The sequence below is a fragment of the Pedobacter sp. NJ-S-72 genome, assembly GCF_053890575.1.
Genome location: NZ_CM132681.1, coordinates 5,802,230 through 5,816,176, shown reverse-complemented (window position 1 = coordinate 5,816,176; position 13,947 = coordinate 5,802,230). Strand labels below are relative to the sequence as shown.

The 13,947-nt window shown below is 38.4% G+C and carries 16 protein-coding genes and 1 pseudogene; 8 read left to right on the top strand and 9 right to left on the bottom strand.

The window, feature by feature from the left end; all coding sequences use genetic code 11:
* The first annotated feature begins 184 nt into the window (after window positions 1–184).
* The 3 genes from ACWYN3_RS38265 (at window position 185) to ACWYN3_RS38255 (ending at window position 3,815) form a co-directional block, all read left to right on the top strand.
* Window positions 185–1,852 carry an ATP-binding protein gene (locus tag ACWYN3_RS38265; protein ID WP_456218870.1) on the top strand — a complete coding sequence of 556 codons (1,668 nt, stop codon included), beginning with the start codon at window positions 185–187 and terminating at the stop codon, window positions 1,850–1,852.
* Between the two features lie 91 nt (window positions 1,853–1,943).
* Complete coding sequence (locus ACWYN3_RS38260; RefSeq protein ID WP_456218869.1) at window positions 1,944–2,723, top strand: response regulator; 780 nt, start codon at window positions 1,944–1,946, stop codon at window positions 2,721–2,723.
* A 90-nt stretch (window positions 2,724–2,813) separates the two neighbouring features.
* Window positions 2,814–3,815 carry an acyltransferase family protein gene (locus tag ACWYN3_RS38255; RefSeq protein WP_456218868.1) on the top strand — a complete coding sequence of 334 codons (1,002 nt, stop codon included), beginning with the start codon at window positions 2,814–2,816 and terminating at the stop codon, window positions 3,813–3,815.
* Window positions 3,816–3,872: 57 nt separating this feature from the next.
* Here ACWYN3_RS38255 and ACWYN3_RS38250 read toward each other — a convergent pair.
* The 7 genes and pseudogenes from ACWYN3_RS38250 to ACWYN3_RS38220 all read right to left on the bottom strand — a co-directional run bounded on the left by ACWYN3_RS38250 (window position 3,873) and on the right by ACWYN3_RS38220 (window position 9,552).
* Window positions 3,873–5,230 (bottom strand): annotated as a pseudogene (locus ACWYN3_RS38250) (MFS transporter).
* Between the two features lie 110 nt (window positions 5,231–5,340).
* Entirely contained in the window at window positions 5,341–5,991 is a 651-nt protein-coding gene (locus tag ACWYN3_RS38245) for a bifunctional 4-hydroxy-2-oxoglutarate aldolase/2-dehydro-3-deoxy-phosphogluconate aldolase (protein WP_456218867.1), read from the bottom strand.
* Entirely contained in the window at window positions 5,981–7,000 is a 1,020-nt protein-coding gene (locus tag ACWYN3_RS38240) for a PfkB family carbohydrate kinase (protein WP_456218866.1), read from the bottom strand. Before ACWYN3_RS38240 ends, ACWYN3_RS38245 begins: the two co-directional genes overlap by 11 nt.
* 21 nt (window positions 7,001–7,021) lie before the next feature.
* Window positions 7,022–7,834 (bottom strand): SDR family oxidoreductase, encoded by an 813-nt coding sequence (locus ACWYN3_RS38235; RefSeq protein WP_456218865.1) that lies wholly within the window; start codon window positions 7,832–7,834, stop codon window positions 7,022–7,024.
* Window positions 7,834–8,673, bottom strand: a complete 840-nt coding sequence (kduI, locus tag ACWYN3_RS38230) for a 5-dehydro-4-deoxy-D-glucuronate isomerase (RefSeq protein WP_456218864.1) — start codon at window positions 8,671–8,673, stop codon at window positions 7,834–7,836. The genes ACWYN3_RS38235 and kduI overlap by 1 nt, the downstream gene beginning before the upstream one ends.
* A 59-nt stretch (window positions 8,674–8,732) precedes the next feature.
* On the bottom strand, window positions 8,733–9,371 hold the full coding sequence (locus ACWYN3_RS38225; protein ID WP_456218863.1) for a lacto-N-biose phosphorylase central domain-containing protein: 639 nt from the start codon (window positions 9,369–9,371) through the stop codon (window positions 8,733–8,735).
* Entirely contained in the window at window positions 9,319–9,552 is a 234-nt protein-coding gene (locus ACWYN3_RS38220) for a hypothetical protein (RefSeq protein WP_456218862.1), read from the bottom strand. Before ACWYN3_RS38220 ends, ACWYN3_RS38225 begins: the two co-directional genes overlap by 53 nt.
* 156 nt (window positions 9,553–9,708) lie before the next feature.
* Here ACWYN3_RS38220 and ACWYN3_RS38215 point away from each other — a divergent pair, with 156 nt between their 5' ends.
* Window positions 9,709–10,353, top strand: a complete 645-nt coding sequence (locus ACWYN3_RS38215) for a LacI family DNA-binding transcriptional regulator (RefSeq protein WP_456218861.1) — start codon at window positions 9,709–9,711, stop codon at window positions 10,351–10,353.
* A gap of 31 nt (window positions 10,354–10,384) precedes the next feature.
* Window positions 10,385–10,723, top strand: coding sequence for a substrate-binding domain-containing protein (locus ACWYN3_RS38210; protein ID WP_456218860.1), 339 nt, complete (start codon window positions 10,385–10,387; stop codon window positions 10,721–10,723).
* Here the strand turns inward: ACWYN3_RS38210 and ACWYN3_RS38205 are convergent.
* Window positions 10,720–11,163 carry a nuclear transport factor 2 family protein gene (locus ACWYN3_RS38205; protein WP_456218859.1) on the bottom strand — a complete coding sequence of 148 codons (444 nt, stop codon included), beginning with the start codon at window positions 11,161–11,163 and terminating at the stop codon, window positions 10,720–10,722. The two genes, ACWYN3_RS38210 and ACWYN3_RS38205, sit on opposite strands and share 4 nt — an antisense overlap.
* Window positions 11,164–11,285: 122 nt before the next feature.
* On the opposite strand from ACWYN3_RS38205, the gene ACWYN3_RS38200 reads away from it, so the two are divergent.
* Entirely contained in the window at window positions 11,286–11,687 is a 402-nt protein-coding gene (locus ACWYN3_RS38200) for a hypothetical protein (RefSeq protein ID WP_456218858.1), read from the top strand.
* Window positions 11,688–11,805: 118 nt separating this feature from the next.
* Here ACWYN3_RS38200 and miaE read toward each other — a convergent pair whose 3' ends face one another.
* Entirely contained in the window at window positions 11,806–12,303 is a 498-nt protein-coding gene (gene miaE, locus ACWYN3_RS38195) for a tRNA isopentenyl-2-thiomethyl-A-37 hydroxylase MiaE (protein WP_456218857.1), read from the bottom strand.
* Window positions 12,304–12,414: 111 nt separating this feature from the next.
* On the opposite strand from miaE, the gene ACWYN3_RS38190 reads away from it, so the two are divergent.
* Window positions 12,415–12,954, top strand: a complete 540-nt coding sequence (locus tag ACWYN3_RS38190; RefSeq protein WP_456218856.1) for a hypothetical protein — start codon at window positions 12,415–12,417, stop codon at window positions 12,952–12,954.
* Window positions 12,942–13,673, top strand: a complete 732-nt coding sequence (locus tag ACWYN3_RS38185; protein WP_456218855.1) for a glycosyltransferase family 4 protein — start codon at window positions 12,942–12,944, stop codon at window positions 13,671–13,673. The genes ACWYN3_RS38190 and ACWYN3_RS38185 overlap by 13 nt, the downstream gene beginning before the upstream one ends.
* The last annotated feature ends 274 nt before the right edge of the window (window positions 13,674–13,947 follow it).

The window sequence follows — 13,947 nt, the reverse complement described above, 5'->3', positions numbered from 1 at the left end:
CGAAGATGAGCAGCAGCGATTATGGGTCGGCACACAAAGGAATGGCATACTGCTCTCCAATCCACAAAAGACACAATTCCAACCGCTTAATCTGCCTGTAGTTACTGAAAAACTGAAAAACACATCAGACTTTGTATTCCTCAGAGATCAGGAGCGTAATACATGGATAGGGACATCGAATGGATTGTTCGTTTTAAACAGAACCAAAGATCTGTTTGTTACCTTTAAAATGGGGCTTAAGAACAGCTTAAGATCCAGCAATATCAACTGTATTGCACAACGTAAAAACGGTGAAATATGGATTGGAACCTATTATGGTGGCTTGAGCTATTATGATGATCAGAAAAATAACCGTTTTATTAATTATACCGAAGAAAATGGCTTACCGGTTAACAACGTATTCGGTATTATAGAAGATAATGCAGGTAATTTGTGGGTCAGTACGAGTAATGGGCTGTCCATGTTTAACCCGGCTTTAAAAACCTTTAAAAATTATACCTCCAGAGATGGTTTACCGGGAAATGAATTCAATAAAAATGCTTATCTGAAAAGCTCAGGCGGAGAACTGTTTTTTGGTGGTTATAATGGCTTTACAGGTTTTTTCACGAATAAGATACAAACCAATACCAAACCTTCAGAAATTGTCCTGACGGATCTTAAATTAGATAATCGGTCTTTAAAAATAAATGATGAGGATGGGCTCCTGAAAAAGAATATCTGTCAGACGAATCAGGTTACTTTTCACCACAATCAGAATACGATCACAATCAATTTTGCCCTGCTGAATTACGTTAAACCAGAAAAGAACAAATACAGTTATAAACTGGATGGTTTTGAAAAGAACTGGAATTCAGTGAATACACCTACAGCCACTTATACCAATCTGCCACCGGGCGATTATATTTTTCAGGTTAAAGGGATGAACAATGACGGTATACAAAGCCTGAATGTCAAAAAACTAAAAATCAGTATTCTGCCTCCATTCTATTTAACGTGGTGGGCTTACTTATTTTATGCCTGTCTGGCCACAGGGATAATTATCTTACTCCTGCGTTATTTGCTGATCAGGGCAGTACTTAAAAATGAGAAAGAAACCAATGCACATAAGCTTGAGTTTTTCACTAATATTTCTCATGAGATCAGAACGCCATTAACTTTAATTGTAGCACCATTAGAAAAAATAATAGAGGAAACAAGAGAACAGCCCGTTTTACATAAAGAACTCTCTTTAATTAAAAACAATGCAGACCGGCTGATGCGCCTTACTACAGAATTACTGGATTTCAGGAAGGCAGAAAGCGGAAAGATGATCTTGCAGGTTAGTCCGGGCAACATCGCGAAATTTTGCCGCGAAATCTTCCTGGTTTTTCAAAATATGGCTGATGTACAGCACATCAGTTATGATTTTTACGCAGAACGGGACGAAATACAACTATACTTTGATAAGGTACAGTTAGAAAAAGTATTATTTAACCTGCTTTCCAATGCTTTTAAATTCACACCGGAAAACGGACAAATCAGTCTTCATCTAAAAGTTGAAACGAATCTTGTTAAAATTGAAATTGCAAATAGCGGAAAAGGCATTCCTTTAGAAAACCAGTCAGATCTGTTTAACAGTTTTTACCAGGTAGCTTCGTCCGGAAATATCGGTACAGGTCTTGGGCTTTCTTTTTCAAAGAGTATTACAGAGCTGCATCATGGTGAGATCTATTTCGAAAGTACACCAGATCCAATGGGCAAAAACGGGCATACTTGTTTTACAGTGGAACTTCAAACAGGTAAAGATCATTTTAAACCAGCAGAATTCCAGATTGATTATATCTATTATGATGATGCTGTAATTATAATATAGAGACGCTAATGATGTTTTAAATTCAAGGGAGCCCTTTCCTGCAAAAGATAGCGTTCCCAATGATACTGGAACTATAGCCCCTGCTGAAGATTTGCTTTATCCAGCGAAAAAACATACCATCCTGTTAGCTGAAGACAATGCAGAGATCCGGAGATTTGTCAAAGATGCCCTATCAGGGAATTACGAAGTAAATGAATGTGAAGATGGCCTTGCGGGATGGGAAACTGCTCCTGATTTAATACCTGACCTGATTATCAGCGATGTCATGATGCCAAACATGGACGGACTGGAATTTTGCAGAAGAATCAAAACAGATGAAAGAACCAGTCATATACCCGTGATATTACTAACAGCAAGATCTGCCTATATCCATCAGATTAACGGTTTGGAAACCGGTGCAGATGCCTATATTATCAAACCATTTAACATCAAATTGCTACAGTTAAATATAGAAAACCTATTAAATGCAAGAGAGAAATTACGTTTGAAATATGGGCAGACAATCACACTTGAACCCAAAAGTCTGATCATTAACACGACTGAACAGGCTTTTCTTCATAACCTGATCAAAATTATTGAGAAACATATCAGTGATACTGATTTTGGTGTGCCTGCACTGGCCGCTGAAATAGGCATGAGCCAGCCTGTATTGTATAAAAAAATCAGATCTTTGACCGATCAGTCTGTCAACGACTTTATCAAATCCTTCCGGCTTAAGCAAGCTGCAAGACTGCTTAAAACCGGCGGTTTATCCATTTCTGAGATCGCCTACAGTGTAGGTTTCAATGACCGGAAATACTTTAGTCTTGAATTTAAAAAACAGTTCGGTATCAGCCCTACAGAGTATATCCAGAATAATATAAATGAGTAACAAACTATACGGACTTGACCATTTAAGAGCATTAGCGATTATATTGGTTTTCTTTTTTCATTATTTCATTGTTAGCGGCGGACAACCGAAATGGTTGCCAGATGTAGCTTCATTCGGTGGACAGGCGTTGACTTGTTTTTTGTGTTGAGTGGATTTCTAATTTCTTTTCAACTCTTTTCTCAAATAAAACAAGAGCAACTCATTTCATTCAAAATATTTTTTATCAAACGATTTTTTAGAATTGTTCCTGCATTTCTGGTAACAGTTGGAATTTATTTTTGCTTTCCATTTTTCAGAGAAAGAGAAGCACTACCACCAATCTGGAAGGTTCTAACTTTTACTCAAAATCTTGGACTTGATGTAAAAGATTTTGGAACTTTTTCTCACGCCTGGTCGCTGTGTGTGGAAGAACATTTTTATTTGTTTTTACCTATAGTTTTGATTTTCTTACAAAAATCAAAACTATTTGCTAAATCATACTGGCTATTACTAATGCTGTTTTTATTTGGTTTTGCAATTAGAATTTATAGTTTCAACCATTTGTATCTACCTAAAATTGAAGATGACTATAGTTGGTTCTATTGGTACAAATACATTTATTATCCGACATATAATCGTTTAGACGGGCTTTTGATTGGCGTTTCAATTGCAGGGGTTTATGTTTTCCTCCCAAAATTTTACAGCAAAATTTCACAATATGGAAACCAATTTATTCTATTAAGTTTATGTATTCTGACAAGTGCTTATTTTTTATGTGAAGACCAACAAACATTTGCCGCTTCAATTTTTGGTTTTCCATTAATTGCACTTGGCTTTGGATTTATGGTTTTAGGGGCTATTAGTCCGACAAGTTTTTTGTATAAGTGGAATTCAAAAACTACAACATTTATTGCAAAACTTTCCTTCGCAATCTATTTGACGCATAAAGGTATAATTCACCTGACACCCGAATTATTAGACAAATTTAAAATTGACAGTAATTTAATGCTCATAATTTGTATAATAACCTGCATAATGGGAGCATATCTACTACACTTGACCATAGAGAAACCATTTATGAAATTAAGAGACAAAATTATAGAACGAAAATAGATAAGCTAACACTACAGGACATATTAATATGATTAGAGGATCAGGAAACCTCATCAACTACAAATCGTTAATCGGCCTGTATTTAGGTACCAGAATTTTCATCACTGTCCATGCAACAATATAGGCCACTGCACAAATCGTAAACATAATCGTATACCCTGTTTGCGTATGCCCTAATGCTTTGTAATGATCAAAGAGTGAACCACCCAGCTTAGACATAAACACCCCGCCTAAACCTCCGGCCATTCCACCAATTCCAATCACCGATCCTATTGCTTTTTTAGGGAACATATCCGAAACTGTAGTAAATATATTGGCAGACCATGCCTGGTGTGCCGAAGCGCCGATACCAATTAAAATTACCGGAATCCAAACGCTGATATGTCCTAATGGCTGTGCAGCAAGTACGACTAAAGGAAAAATTGCGATAATCAGCATCGCTTTCATCCTGCCATCATAAGGCGCATATCCTTTTTTCATAAAGTACATCGGGAACCATCCACCGCCAACACTTCCAATCATCGTCATACTGTACAATACCGCTAAAGGGATCATAATTGCCGTATCATCCATTCCATATTGAACTTTCAGATAAGAAGGTAACCAGAACAAAAAGAACCACCATACCCCATCTGTCATAAATTTACCTAAACTGAAAGCCCAGGTTTGTCTGTATTTCAGGAGTTTTACCCACGAAACTTTCTCGGCTGCTTCTGTTGTTGAAGAAGGGACAATAGCCTGCTGATCAGGATCACATAAAATATAATCCAGCTCGGCTTTAGATAAACGCTTTTGCTTTTCAGGTTTTTCATAAAATATAAACCAGAAGATCAGCCATAAAAAGCCAACTGCACCAATAATCAGAAATGCAGCTTCCCAACCCCAGGTATGCGCTATCCATGGCACGGTCAGCGGGGCTAGTACTGCGCCCACATTCGCACCTGAATTAAAGATCCCTGTGGCTAGAGAACGCTCATTTTTAGGGAAATATTCTGCTGTAGCTTTAATCGCCGCAGGAAAATTCCTGATTCACCAAAACCTAAAACTGCTCTGGAGAAAATAAAGCCCAGTACAGAAACAGAAACACCTGTAATACCGATTAAACCTAACATTGAAGCAATTCCATGTCCAACAGGGATAGCTTTGGCATGCAGGATCGCGCCTAAAGACCAAACAATTAAAGCGACAGCATAGCCCCATTTGGTACCTAGTCTATCCACTATTCTACCTGCAAAAAGCATTGAAATAGCATAGACCAGCTGAAAAGCCGAGGTAATATTAGCATAGTCACTGTTTGTCCAGTTGAACTCTGCTTCTAACCTTGAATGCAACAGGCTAAGAACCTGTCTATCAAGATAATTTACTGTTGTCGCAAAAAACAACAGGGCACAGACCGTCCAACGGTAATTGCTCATTTTGGTCTCAGTCATTATATTTGGTTTTGGTTGGTTTGGTTGTTTTTATGGTGTGGTTTTTTTCACCAGTATTTATCGTGTGGCTCTCACCAATATTTATCTCGTGGCTTTCACCATTTCATTTCAATAGTCTTTTGAGTACGTATAGCTAATTCATTATAATCTTTGTTTTCCAGAATATCTTTACTGACCAGTTTACTGCCCATGCCAACAGCACATACACCAGATTTAAACCAGTACTTCATATTTTCTTCTTCAATCTCCACCCCGCCTGTAGGGATAAAAAGCTGTTCTGGAAACACCTCTTTTACCGAAGACAAATAAACAGGTCCCAATACATTTGCCGGAAAAAGTTTAATAATACCTGCCTTTAACTGATGTGCAATATTGATTTCAGTTGGTGTAAAGCAACCAGGAATCCATAACAAACCAGCGTCATGGGCTATTTCACCTACTTCAGCATCTACCACCGGGCAAACGATAAAATGCGCACCTGCTTTGATAAATTCTCTGGCTTCAGTAGTATTTTTGATAGTGCCGATACCCAGATGAAGATCTTTCATCTCCGTTTCAACCACATGAATCAGAGATCGAAAATTTCCCAGTGCAGCAGGACCTCTGTTTGTGTATTCCAGTACCCTGATTCCCGATTTATATAATGTCCGGATGATCTCTAAACTCACTTCTGCATCCTCGTAAAAAAACAAAGGCAATAGCCCCTGGTCTGTTATCGCTTTTAAAGAGCTCTCTTTAGTCTTCATAATTACTTGCTGTTTTTATAACGTTTTCTACTTTTACCGTTGTCGCGTCTCCTTCTACAAAGAGTTTAGAAAACGCAGCGGCCGTTGCAAATTCAAGGATCTCTGCTGCCGACTGATCCTGGTAAAAACCATAGATCAAACCAGCCATGTAACAGTCTCCACTGCCTACTTTATTGATAATCTTCTTTGCCGAATATTGTCTGGATACCAGTAATTCGTCCTCCGAAAATAAAGTAGAATAATACTTTACCCCCTCCTGTTCATCAAAACGGAAAGTATTTGCGACTACCTTACATTCAGGAAATTTCGCAATCAATGCCTTTGAGCTTAACTCCGCCTGTTTTAAATAAAGCTCTTTCTGATCTGCATCAGCTAAACCTTCAGGAACGGGAATGCCCAGCATTTTCTCTGCAGCCCATAAATTCCCCATCACGACATCACAGTACCTGACTAAATCAGGTAAGACTTCAATCGGTTCTTTGCCATATTTCCAGAGCTTGGCTCTATAATTTAGATCCACAGAGATCGTGATATTCCGGGCTGATGCTTCTTGTAAGGCTTCCATGCAAAGCTCAGCTGCTGCTAAACTGACAGCAGGACAAATAGCACTAAAATGGAACCAGGAAACATCATTCAATACTTTGTCCCAGTTGACCGTTCCTGTTTTTAAAGTGGCGAAGGATGAACCGCTTCTGTCATAAATAACCCCTGCATTTTTAAGATCTTTCCCCTGATGTAAATAGTATAAACCTACTCTTTCACCAGTATACTGAATTGCAGATGTATCTATATCCAGCCCCCGGACATACTCAACCAATTGCTCAGTTAAAGAATTAGGGGGCAAAGCCGTCAGATAAGCTGAAGGTATCCCCCACAAAGCCAGTGCTGTCGCTACATTTAATTCTGCACCACCAACATAAAAAGGAAGGTTATTTTGCTTAAGCCAATTCCCTTCTATATCCGGACAAATCCGCAGTAACAACTCTCCAAAGTTCAGTACCTTTCCCATTTTTCAAAAAAATTATTCGGTTTAAACTCCTCCAAATACAGAGAAACCACCATCAACACAAATCATTGCTCCGGTTACAAATTGCGAAGCATCACTCAACAACCAGATCAAAGCACCTTTTAACTCATCCGGATGTCCGAAACGCTTAAATGGAGTTTGTTTAATTGCCAGACCTCCGCGATCTGTATAACTTCCATCACTATTGGTTAACAGGGTGCGGTTCTGTTCGGTAAGAAAAAAGCCAGGTGCTATTGCATTCATCCTGATTGCACCGCCATAACGGTTGGCTAATTCTACAGCAAACCATTGATTATAATAATCAACACCCGCTTTCCCCAGATTATAACATACTTTAGTGATTACTCTTTTAGAATTCATGGAAGAGATATTGACAATACTGCCTTTACCACCCAAAGCAATGGATTCTCCAAAAACCTGGGTAGGAATAACAGTTCCCCATAAATTCAGGTCCATTACTTTTTTCATTCCTTCAAGGTTCATCTTGAATATATCTTCTTCAGGCTGTAAAACTCCTTCTGGCTGATTACCACCCGCAGCATTTACCAAACCATCTATTTTACCAAATTTCTCTAATATCTGGGTTCTGCAAGCTATTAACTGAGCTTCATCCATCACATCTGCTACTAGGGCAATAGCGTTACCGCCAGCCTGATTAATCGCATCTGCACGTTCGTTGGCGATCTGAGCATTTCTACCTAAAATCCCTACCGAAGCACCTGCTTCAACAACTGCTTCTACAAAAGCACCACCTAAAATCCCGGTACCTCCGGTCACTATAATGACCTTATTTTTTAAGGAAAATGTGTATTCCATTAACGTATGTCTTGAATTGCAACAGGGTCCATATCCGCATAATCAAGGTTCTCACCTCCCATACCCCAGATAAAACTATAATTTTGAGTACCGCTTCCCGAATGAATACTCCATGGCGGAGAAACTATCGCATCATGGTTACCCATTAAAACATGACGGGTTTCCTGTGGTTGTCCCATTAAATGGAATACGCGCTGATCAGCAGCTACATCAAAATAGAAATAAGCTTCCATTCTTCTGTCGTGCGTATGCGCCGGCATTGTATTCCAAACACTTCCATTGGCAAGGATGGTTAAACCCATAACCAATTGACTGCTCTGAATTCCGTCTCTATGAATGTATTTGATAATTCTGCGTTCATTTGCTGTGCTTAAACTACCTAATTCTGTTGAAATTGCATCCGCATGAACTAATAAAGTTACAGGATACGCCTGATGCGCTGGTGTAGAAAGGCAATAAAAAACCGCCGGATTAGCAGCGTCAGCACTTTTAAAGCTGACTTCCTTCACCCCTTTCCCAAGGTATAAGGCATCCAGTTTATTCACTTCAAATGTTTTTCCGTCTGCCTCAATAACCCCTGCCCCGCCAACATTGATAATTCCGATTTCTCTTCTCTCCAGAAAGTAATCTGCACGCAGATTTGAATAGTTACCTAATACCACCGTTTCAGAAACCGGATGTACTAATCCTACAATCATTCTGTCGTAATGCGTATAGGCGAAATTGGCCTTATTTTCTTCTTTTAAATCAGCCAGTAAAAATCTCGATCTGATTTTTTCAGTATCGTATGCTTTAAAATCATCCGGATGTACCGCATGTAATACTTTCATATCCTTCATTATAATATTTTTTTATCAGGCTTTTAAGCCCATTTAAACGTGTTTTTTATGACCGTGAATTATTTTTTTGCTGCTGGGATCAGACTTGAAATCCAATAGATCAGATCAGTACCCGCTTTAAGATTATCATATGGAGCGGCCAGCCTTTTTCCGTCTACATATTCGTTATATAACCACGGATCACCAATGATGATTACCGATCCTTTACCATATTTTGATAATGCAATAACTTCATTACCATCTCTATCCTTCAGAATAGATTTCGCAGGAGCTGTAATTGATAAACTACTAAATTCCTTGATAAACAATTGTTTTGCTGTCTTAAATACAGGATCACCGGCAGGAACCATGATCTTTCCCATGTCAAACTGGTCACCCGTCACTTTCCCTTTACTGTCCAGGTTAAACTGAACGCCAAATACTTTTGCCAGATTGTTGAAATGTTCCAGTTCGGCATTACCCACGTCATTGCCCATCATCACCAGTATGCCACCTTTTTTTACCCAGTCTGAAATCGTTTTAACATGATCCGCCTGTATAAATTTGGGATCGCTGCTTTCCTTTTCCGTATCCGGATCAACAATAATATAAACTGAAGAACCTTTCAGGTTCTGTGCTGTTGGAGCTGCATAAAGTGTTGAAGTCTTAAATCCGGCTTTTTTTTTGATTCGCGCCTCCCCAAAGAGAAAAACCTCCATTGGTCAGTTCATCCCATTTATAATGCCATGAGATTAAATTACCGCCCTGATCTTTTTTGGTTTCATTATTGAAATAGGAATCCAGCATTACTGTTAGCGAATCTTTCTTTTTGTTTTGTGCATTGCTGTTTAAAGCTGCAAAAACCAACACGCTGGATACTATTACCTGGAATTTATTCATAAATATCTGGTTAATTATTTCGTTTGCAATAACTAACAAGTCTACATAGTTTTATACGCAGAATGAAACAAAAGGGCAGAAAATATTGCGCAATCGTTCCCGGCAATCAGAAATTATATGTAGACTTGTATGATTTAGATATCCGCAACGAACGTTATGTTTGAGCCCTTTACTTTAAAAGATATTGCCAAGGCACTAGGCCTTTCTACCTCCACTGTTTCGAGAGCTTTACGTGATACGCACGAAATCAGTCCGGAGACCAAAAAAATAGTCCTTGAATATGCTCAGAAGATCAATTACCGTCCAAATCCAATTGCATTAAGTTTAAAGGAACGCAGAAGTAAATCCATTGGGGTTTCACTAAGCGAAGTAGCCAATCAATATTTTGCACAAGTCGTCAATGGGATTGAATCAATTGCCTATGACCGGGGTTATCATGTAATTATTACACAGACCCACGAACTTTATGAACGTGAAAAGATCAACATACAGCATTTAGCATCCAGATCGGCAGATGGTTTACTAGTTTCTCTATCCGCTGAAACCACAGATACCTCCTATCTTCAAAATCTACATCAGAGAGGTTTGCCCATCGTATTTTTTGACCGGGTGACAGATCAGATCGATACCCATAAAATCATAGCAAATAACGAGAAAGGCGCATTTGAAGCAACCGAATACCTGATTAGTCAGGGTTGCAAAAGGATTGCCCATTTAACAAGCTCAGACCATTTATCAATTAGTGTAGAACGTTTAAATGGCTATAAACAGGCTTTAGCAAAACATAATCTGCCTCAATGAAGCTTATGTAAAATATTGTGCTCATGGTGGCATGTTTCAGGAAGAAACAGAAACTGCAATTACAGCGCTAATGAATCTGCAGGAAAAACCTGATGGTATACTCACAGCCAGTGATCGTTTGAGTATAGGTGCACTAGTCGTATTTAAAGAGTTAAAAGTTAAAGTTCCGCAAGAAATGGTCATTGCAGGATTTTGCAATTCAGATGTGCTCGATTTGATGTCCCCAACATTGACCTCCGTTCGTCAGCCTGCTTTTGAAATGGGACAAATCGCAACTAATAAACTGCTTAATTTAATAGAAAGCAAGTACCCGGTTTATGATTTCGAGAAAACAATACTGGATACTAGCTTGTCTGTACGTGATAATTAATCTACGTGAAATGCACGTCTTGCAATTATTTTCCAGTCTTTTTTCTCTTTCTTCAAAACCAGAACTATCCCCAGACTGATATGTGCCGGTTTCCCGCCATCATTGGTATCTGCTACTAAGACATGACGTACTATCGCAACATTATTCTGGATGGTAATAGATTGTTTGGTTAATTCAATCGTTTTAAAATCTGATCTTTTTGAGCTGATATCATCTACAAAAGCAGCCCTGTTCTGAATTTTACCTCCCGAATGTCCATAAGTCAGATCGGCAGAAGTCACACTCTCCAGATCGGACTTGTTTCCGCTGATCATGGCTACTCTTAATTTTTCGACTACCGCAGCAACTTCAGTTTCTTCTTTAGAAGCAGGGGTTTCCTGCTGTGCTTTAACAAGCAGACAAGAGGTGATCAGAAAAAGGGAAAGGATTATTTTTTTCATGTTTATTAATTTGGTTTTTAGGTTTCATTTAAATGCAAACAAGAAATTGTTTAAGCACCTCATATTGATCGGCTTAAATTACTCGTTAATTATCATTAATATTATATAAAAAAACAAAACTTATGAAAAAGTTACTTTTAGCATTCACCTTTGCTGCTGCAGGCCTTACTGCCGCTGCACAAACTGCTGCTGCTCCCAAAACCTCACCAAAACAACAGGTAGCTGTTAAAGCACAAAAAATGGTTCAGAAGGTACAGGTACCGGCTGCGCAGCGTGCAATCCCATATTCTAAAGAACTGCAAAAAAAACTTTCTTTGAATGATGATCAGTATACTAAGGTTTTAGCTGTAAACACAGAATGTATCAATAAGAAAGATGCACTAAAACAAGCTAACGAGAAAAAGGGTGGTGGATCTAAAGAAATAGCTCAGTACCGTATGGAACAATATAAGACTATTCTTACACCTGATCAGATGACTAAATTGAAAGGTATGAATACACAAATGGCTAAACCAAAATCATAAATTTAAACCGGCTTTTATGTAAAGAGGCTATCCGTGGATAGCCTCTTTACTGCCAAAACTCTGAATCAGTTCGCCTTCAAACTCTAACCATTCTTTCCATCTTTTATCTACATCAACATCAATGGTATATTTCCGTGCAAAATTCAAAAAAAAAAAGTGTAATGTGTAAACTGCTTCTGAAAACCATTAAATCATGGTAAAATTTCGCTAGCTCCTGATCTTTAATATTTAATGACAATACGCGGAAACGTTCGCAACTTCTGGCTTCTATCATTGCAGCAAATAAAAGCCGGTCTATGAATGCATTATTTCTGCTTCCATCCTTGCGGCTAAATTTCACTAATCGACCTACATAATCATCTTTGCGCTCACGTCCTAAAGTATAACCACGTTTTTTGATAATCTCAATGACCATCTGAAAATGCTGCATTTCTTCAATAGCAATAGCGGTTAGTTCTTCCACTAAATCCATGTGTTCAGAATTATTTGCGATCAAAGTAATGGCATTTGTTGCTGCTTTCTGTTCACACCAGGCATGATCAGTTAATATCTCTTCTAAATTCGATTCAGCAATATTTGCCCAACGCGGGTCTGTCAATAATTTTAATCCAAGCATGATGTTATTAATAAAATTCTTCCCGGCAAAATTACGAATAATCATATTGTTTAATGGGCTATTTAGATAAACTGCGTTAAAAACCTCTATTTTTGCATAAATTTTAAAGGAATGAAGAAAAAGAGAATCTTGATTATTGGGCCGGTTTGGCCAGAGCCAACTTCATCGGCAGCAGGCACAAGAATGATCCAGCTAATCAATTTATTTCTTTCCGATGGGTATGAAGTACGCTTTGCATCTGCTGCATCTAAAAGTGATTTTAGCTTTAACCTGATCAGTTTAGGCGTGCAGGAACATGAGATTAAATTAAATGATAATAGTTTTAATGTTTTTCTGAGCGAGGTAAACCCGGGTATTGTATTATTCGATCGTTTTATGATGGAAGAACAATATGGATGGAGAGTTCAGCAGGAATGCCCGGACGCCATCAGACTGATGGATACAGTGGATCTTCATTGTTTGCGTCTTGCCCGCCAGCAGGCCATAAAAACCGGCGACACAATTGACCTTTATACTGATATTGCCAAACGTGAAATTGCATCCATATTGCGATGTGATGTATCCTTACTCATCTCTGAGGTAGAAATGAATATTTTGCAGGAGCAGTTTCGCATTGATCCTTCTTTAATTTATTATTTTTGCCATTTTTAGAAGAAGAGCTTACAGAAAAAGATATCCAGAACTGGAAAACATTTGAAGAACGCGAAGGATTTGTATTCATTGGCAATTATTTACATGAACCGAACTGGAACACACTTCAAATATTAAAAACAAAGATATGGCCGGCATTAAGGAAAAAACTGCCAGGAGCAAAACTGAATATCTACGGCGCCTATTCTTCGCAAAAAGTAATGCAGTTACATAATGAAAAAGAAAAGTTCTATGTCCATGGCCGTGCAGATGATGCATTGGAAGTTATTGCAGATAACAGAATTTTACTGGCACCTATACAGTTCGGCGCCGGGATGAAAGGAAAATTTATTGATGCCATGATTGTTGGTACACCATCTGTCACCACAGCTGTAGGTGCAGAAGCGATGAGCGGAAATCTGGAATGGAACGGAGCAATCGAGGATGATTTTAAACTTTTCACGGATCAGGCTGCCAAGCTTTATCAGGACAAAAACTGGTGGTTAACTTCACAGCAGAACGGAGTAAGGATTATTAATGAACGTTACGGAAAATCACAGTTTACAAAGGCCTTTACAACCATGATAAATACTTTGTCCCTGAATTTAACAGCACACCGTCAGCAAAATTTCTTTGGACAGATTTTAATGCACCATACTGTAAACAGCACGAAATATATGTCTTTGTGGATTGAAGAAAAGAACGCAAAAAAAAAAATAGACCTGAATAGCAAAGTTTAAATTGGAATTTAAACTTTGCCAAGACGAATGGTCATTAATGCCTGGTCATGTCAATAATTACCTTACCTTCATTATGATGCTGTTCTATTGCACCATCAGCAATAGTTTCCATTGTATAATGAACGGTATCCAACATCGGCTTCAGTTTTCCTGCTTCTGCCAGAATGGTGGCTTCCTTTAAAAAATAGCTCCGTGATGTGCCCTATTTTTACCAGTTATTAAAGGCAAAAGCGTAAACACCCCAGAATAAGTCGCCCCTTGAAACGATAATGGT

What these genes read in the sequence shown, in the direction of transcription:
- ACWYN3_RS38225 (WP_456218863.1), bottom strand. Translation starts at nt 9,371, where the DNA reads ATGGAGGTTTTTCTCTTTGGGGAGGCGCGAATCAAAAAAAAAGCCGGA.
- ACWYN3_RS38205 (WP_456218859.1), bottom strand. Translation starts at nt 11,163, where the DNA reads ATGAAAAAAATAATCCTTTCCCTTTTTCTGATCACCTCTTGTCTGCTT.
- ACWYN3_RS38255 (WP_456218868.1), top strand. Translation starts at nt 2,814, where the DNA reads ATGGTTGCCAGATGTAGCTTCATTCGGTGGACAGGCGTTGACTTGTTT.
- ACWYN3_RS38210 (WP_456218860.1), top strand. Translation starts at nt 10,385, where the DNA reads ATGTTTCAGGAAGAAACAGAAACTGCAATTACAGCGCTAATGAATCTG.
- ACWYN3_RS38245 (WP_456218867.1), bottom strand. Translation starts at nt 5,991, where the DNA reads ATGAAGACTAAAGAGAGCTCTTTAAAAGCGATAACAGACCAGGGGCTA.
- kduI (WP_456218864.1), bottom strand. Translation starts at nt 8,673, where the DNA reads ATGAAGGATATGAAAGTATTACATGCGGTACATCCGGATGATTTTAAA.
- ACWYN3_RS38215 (WP_456218861.1), top strand. Translation starts at nt 9,709, where the DNA reads ATGTTTGAGCCCTTTACTTTAAAAGATATTGCCAAGGCACTAGGCCTT.
- ACWYN3_RS38200 (WP_456218858.1), top strand. Translation starts at nt 11,286, where the DNA reads ATGAAAAAGTTACTTTTAGCATTCACCTTTGCTGCTGCAGGCCTTACT.
- ACWYN3_RS38190 (WP_456218856.1), top strand. Translation starts at nt 12,415, where the DNA reads ATGAAGAAAAAGAGAATCTTGATTATTGGGCCGGTTTGGCCAGAGCCA.
- miaE (WP_456218857.1), bottom strand. Translation starts at nt 12,303, where the DNA reads ATGCTTGGATTAAAATTATTGACAGACCCGCGTTGGGCAAATATTGCT.
- ACWYN3_RS38235 (WP_456218865.1), bottom strand. Translation starts at nt 7,834, where the DNA reads ATGGAATACACATTTTCCTTAAAAAATAAGGTCATTATAGTGACCGGA.
- ACWYN3_RS38220 (WP_456218862.1), bottom strand. Translation starts at nt 9,552, where the DNA reads ATGAATAAATTCCAGGTAATAGTATCCAGCGTGTTGGTTTTTGCAGCT.
- ACWYN3_RS38240 (WP_456218866.1), bottom strand. Translation starts at nt 7,000, where the DNA reads ATGGGAAAGGTACTGAACTTTGGAGAGTTGTTACTGCGGATTTGTCCG.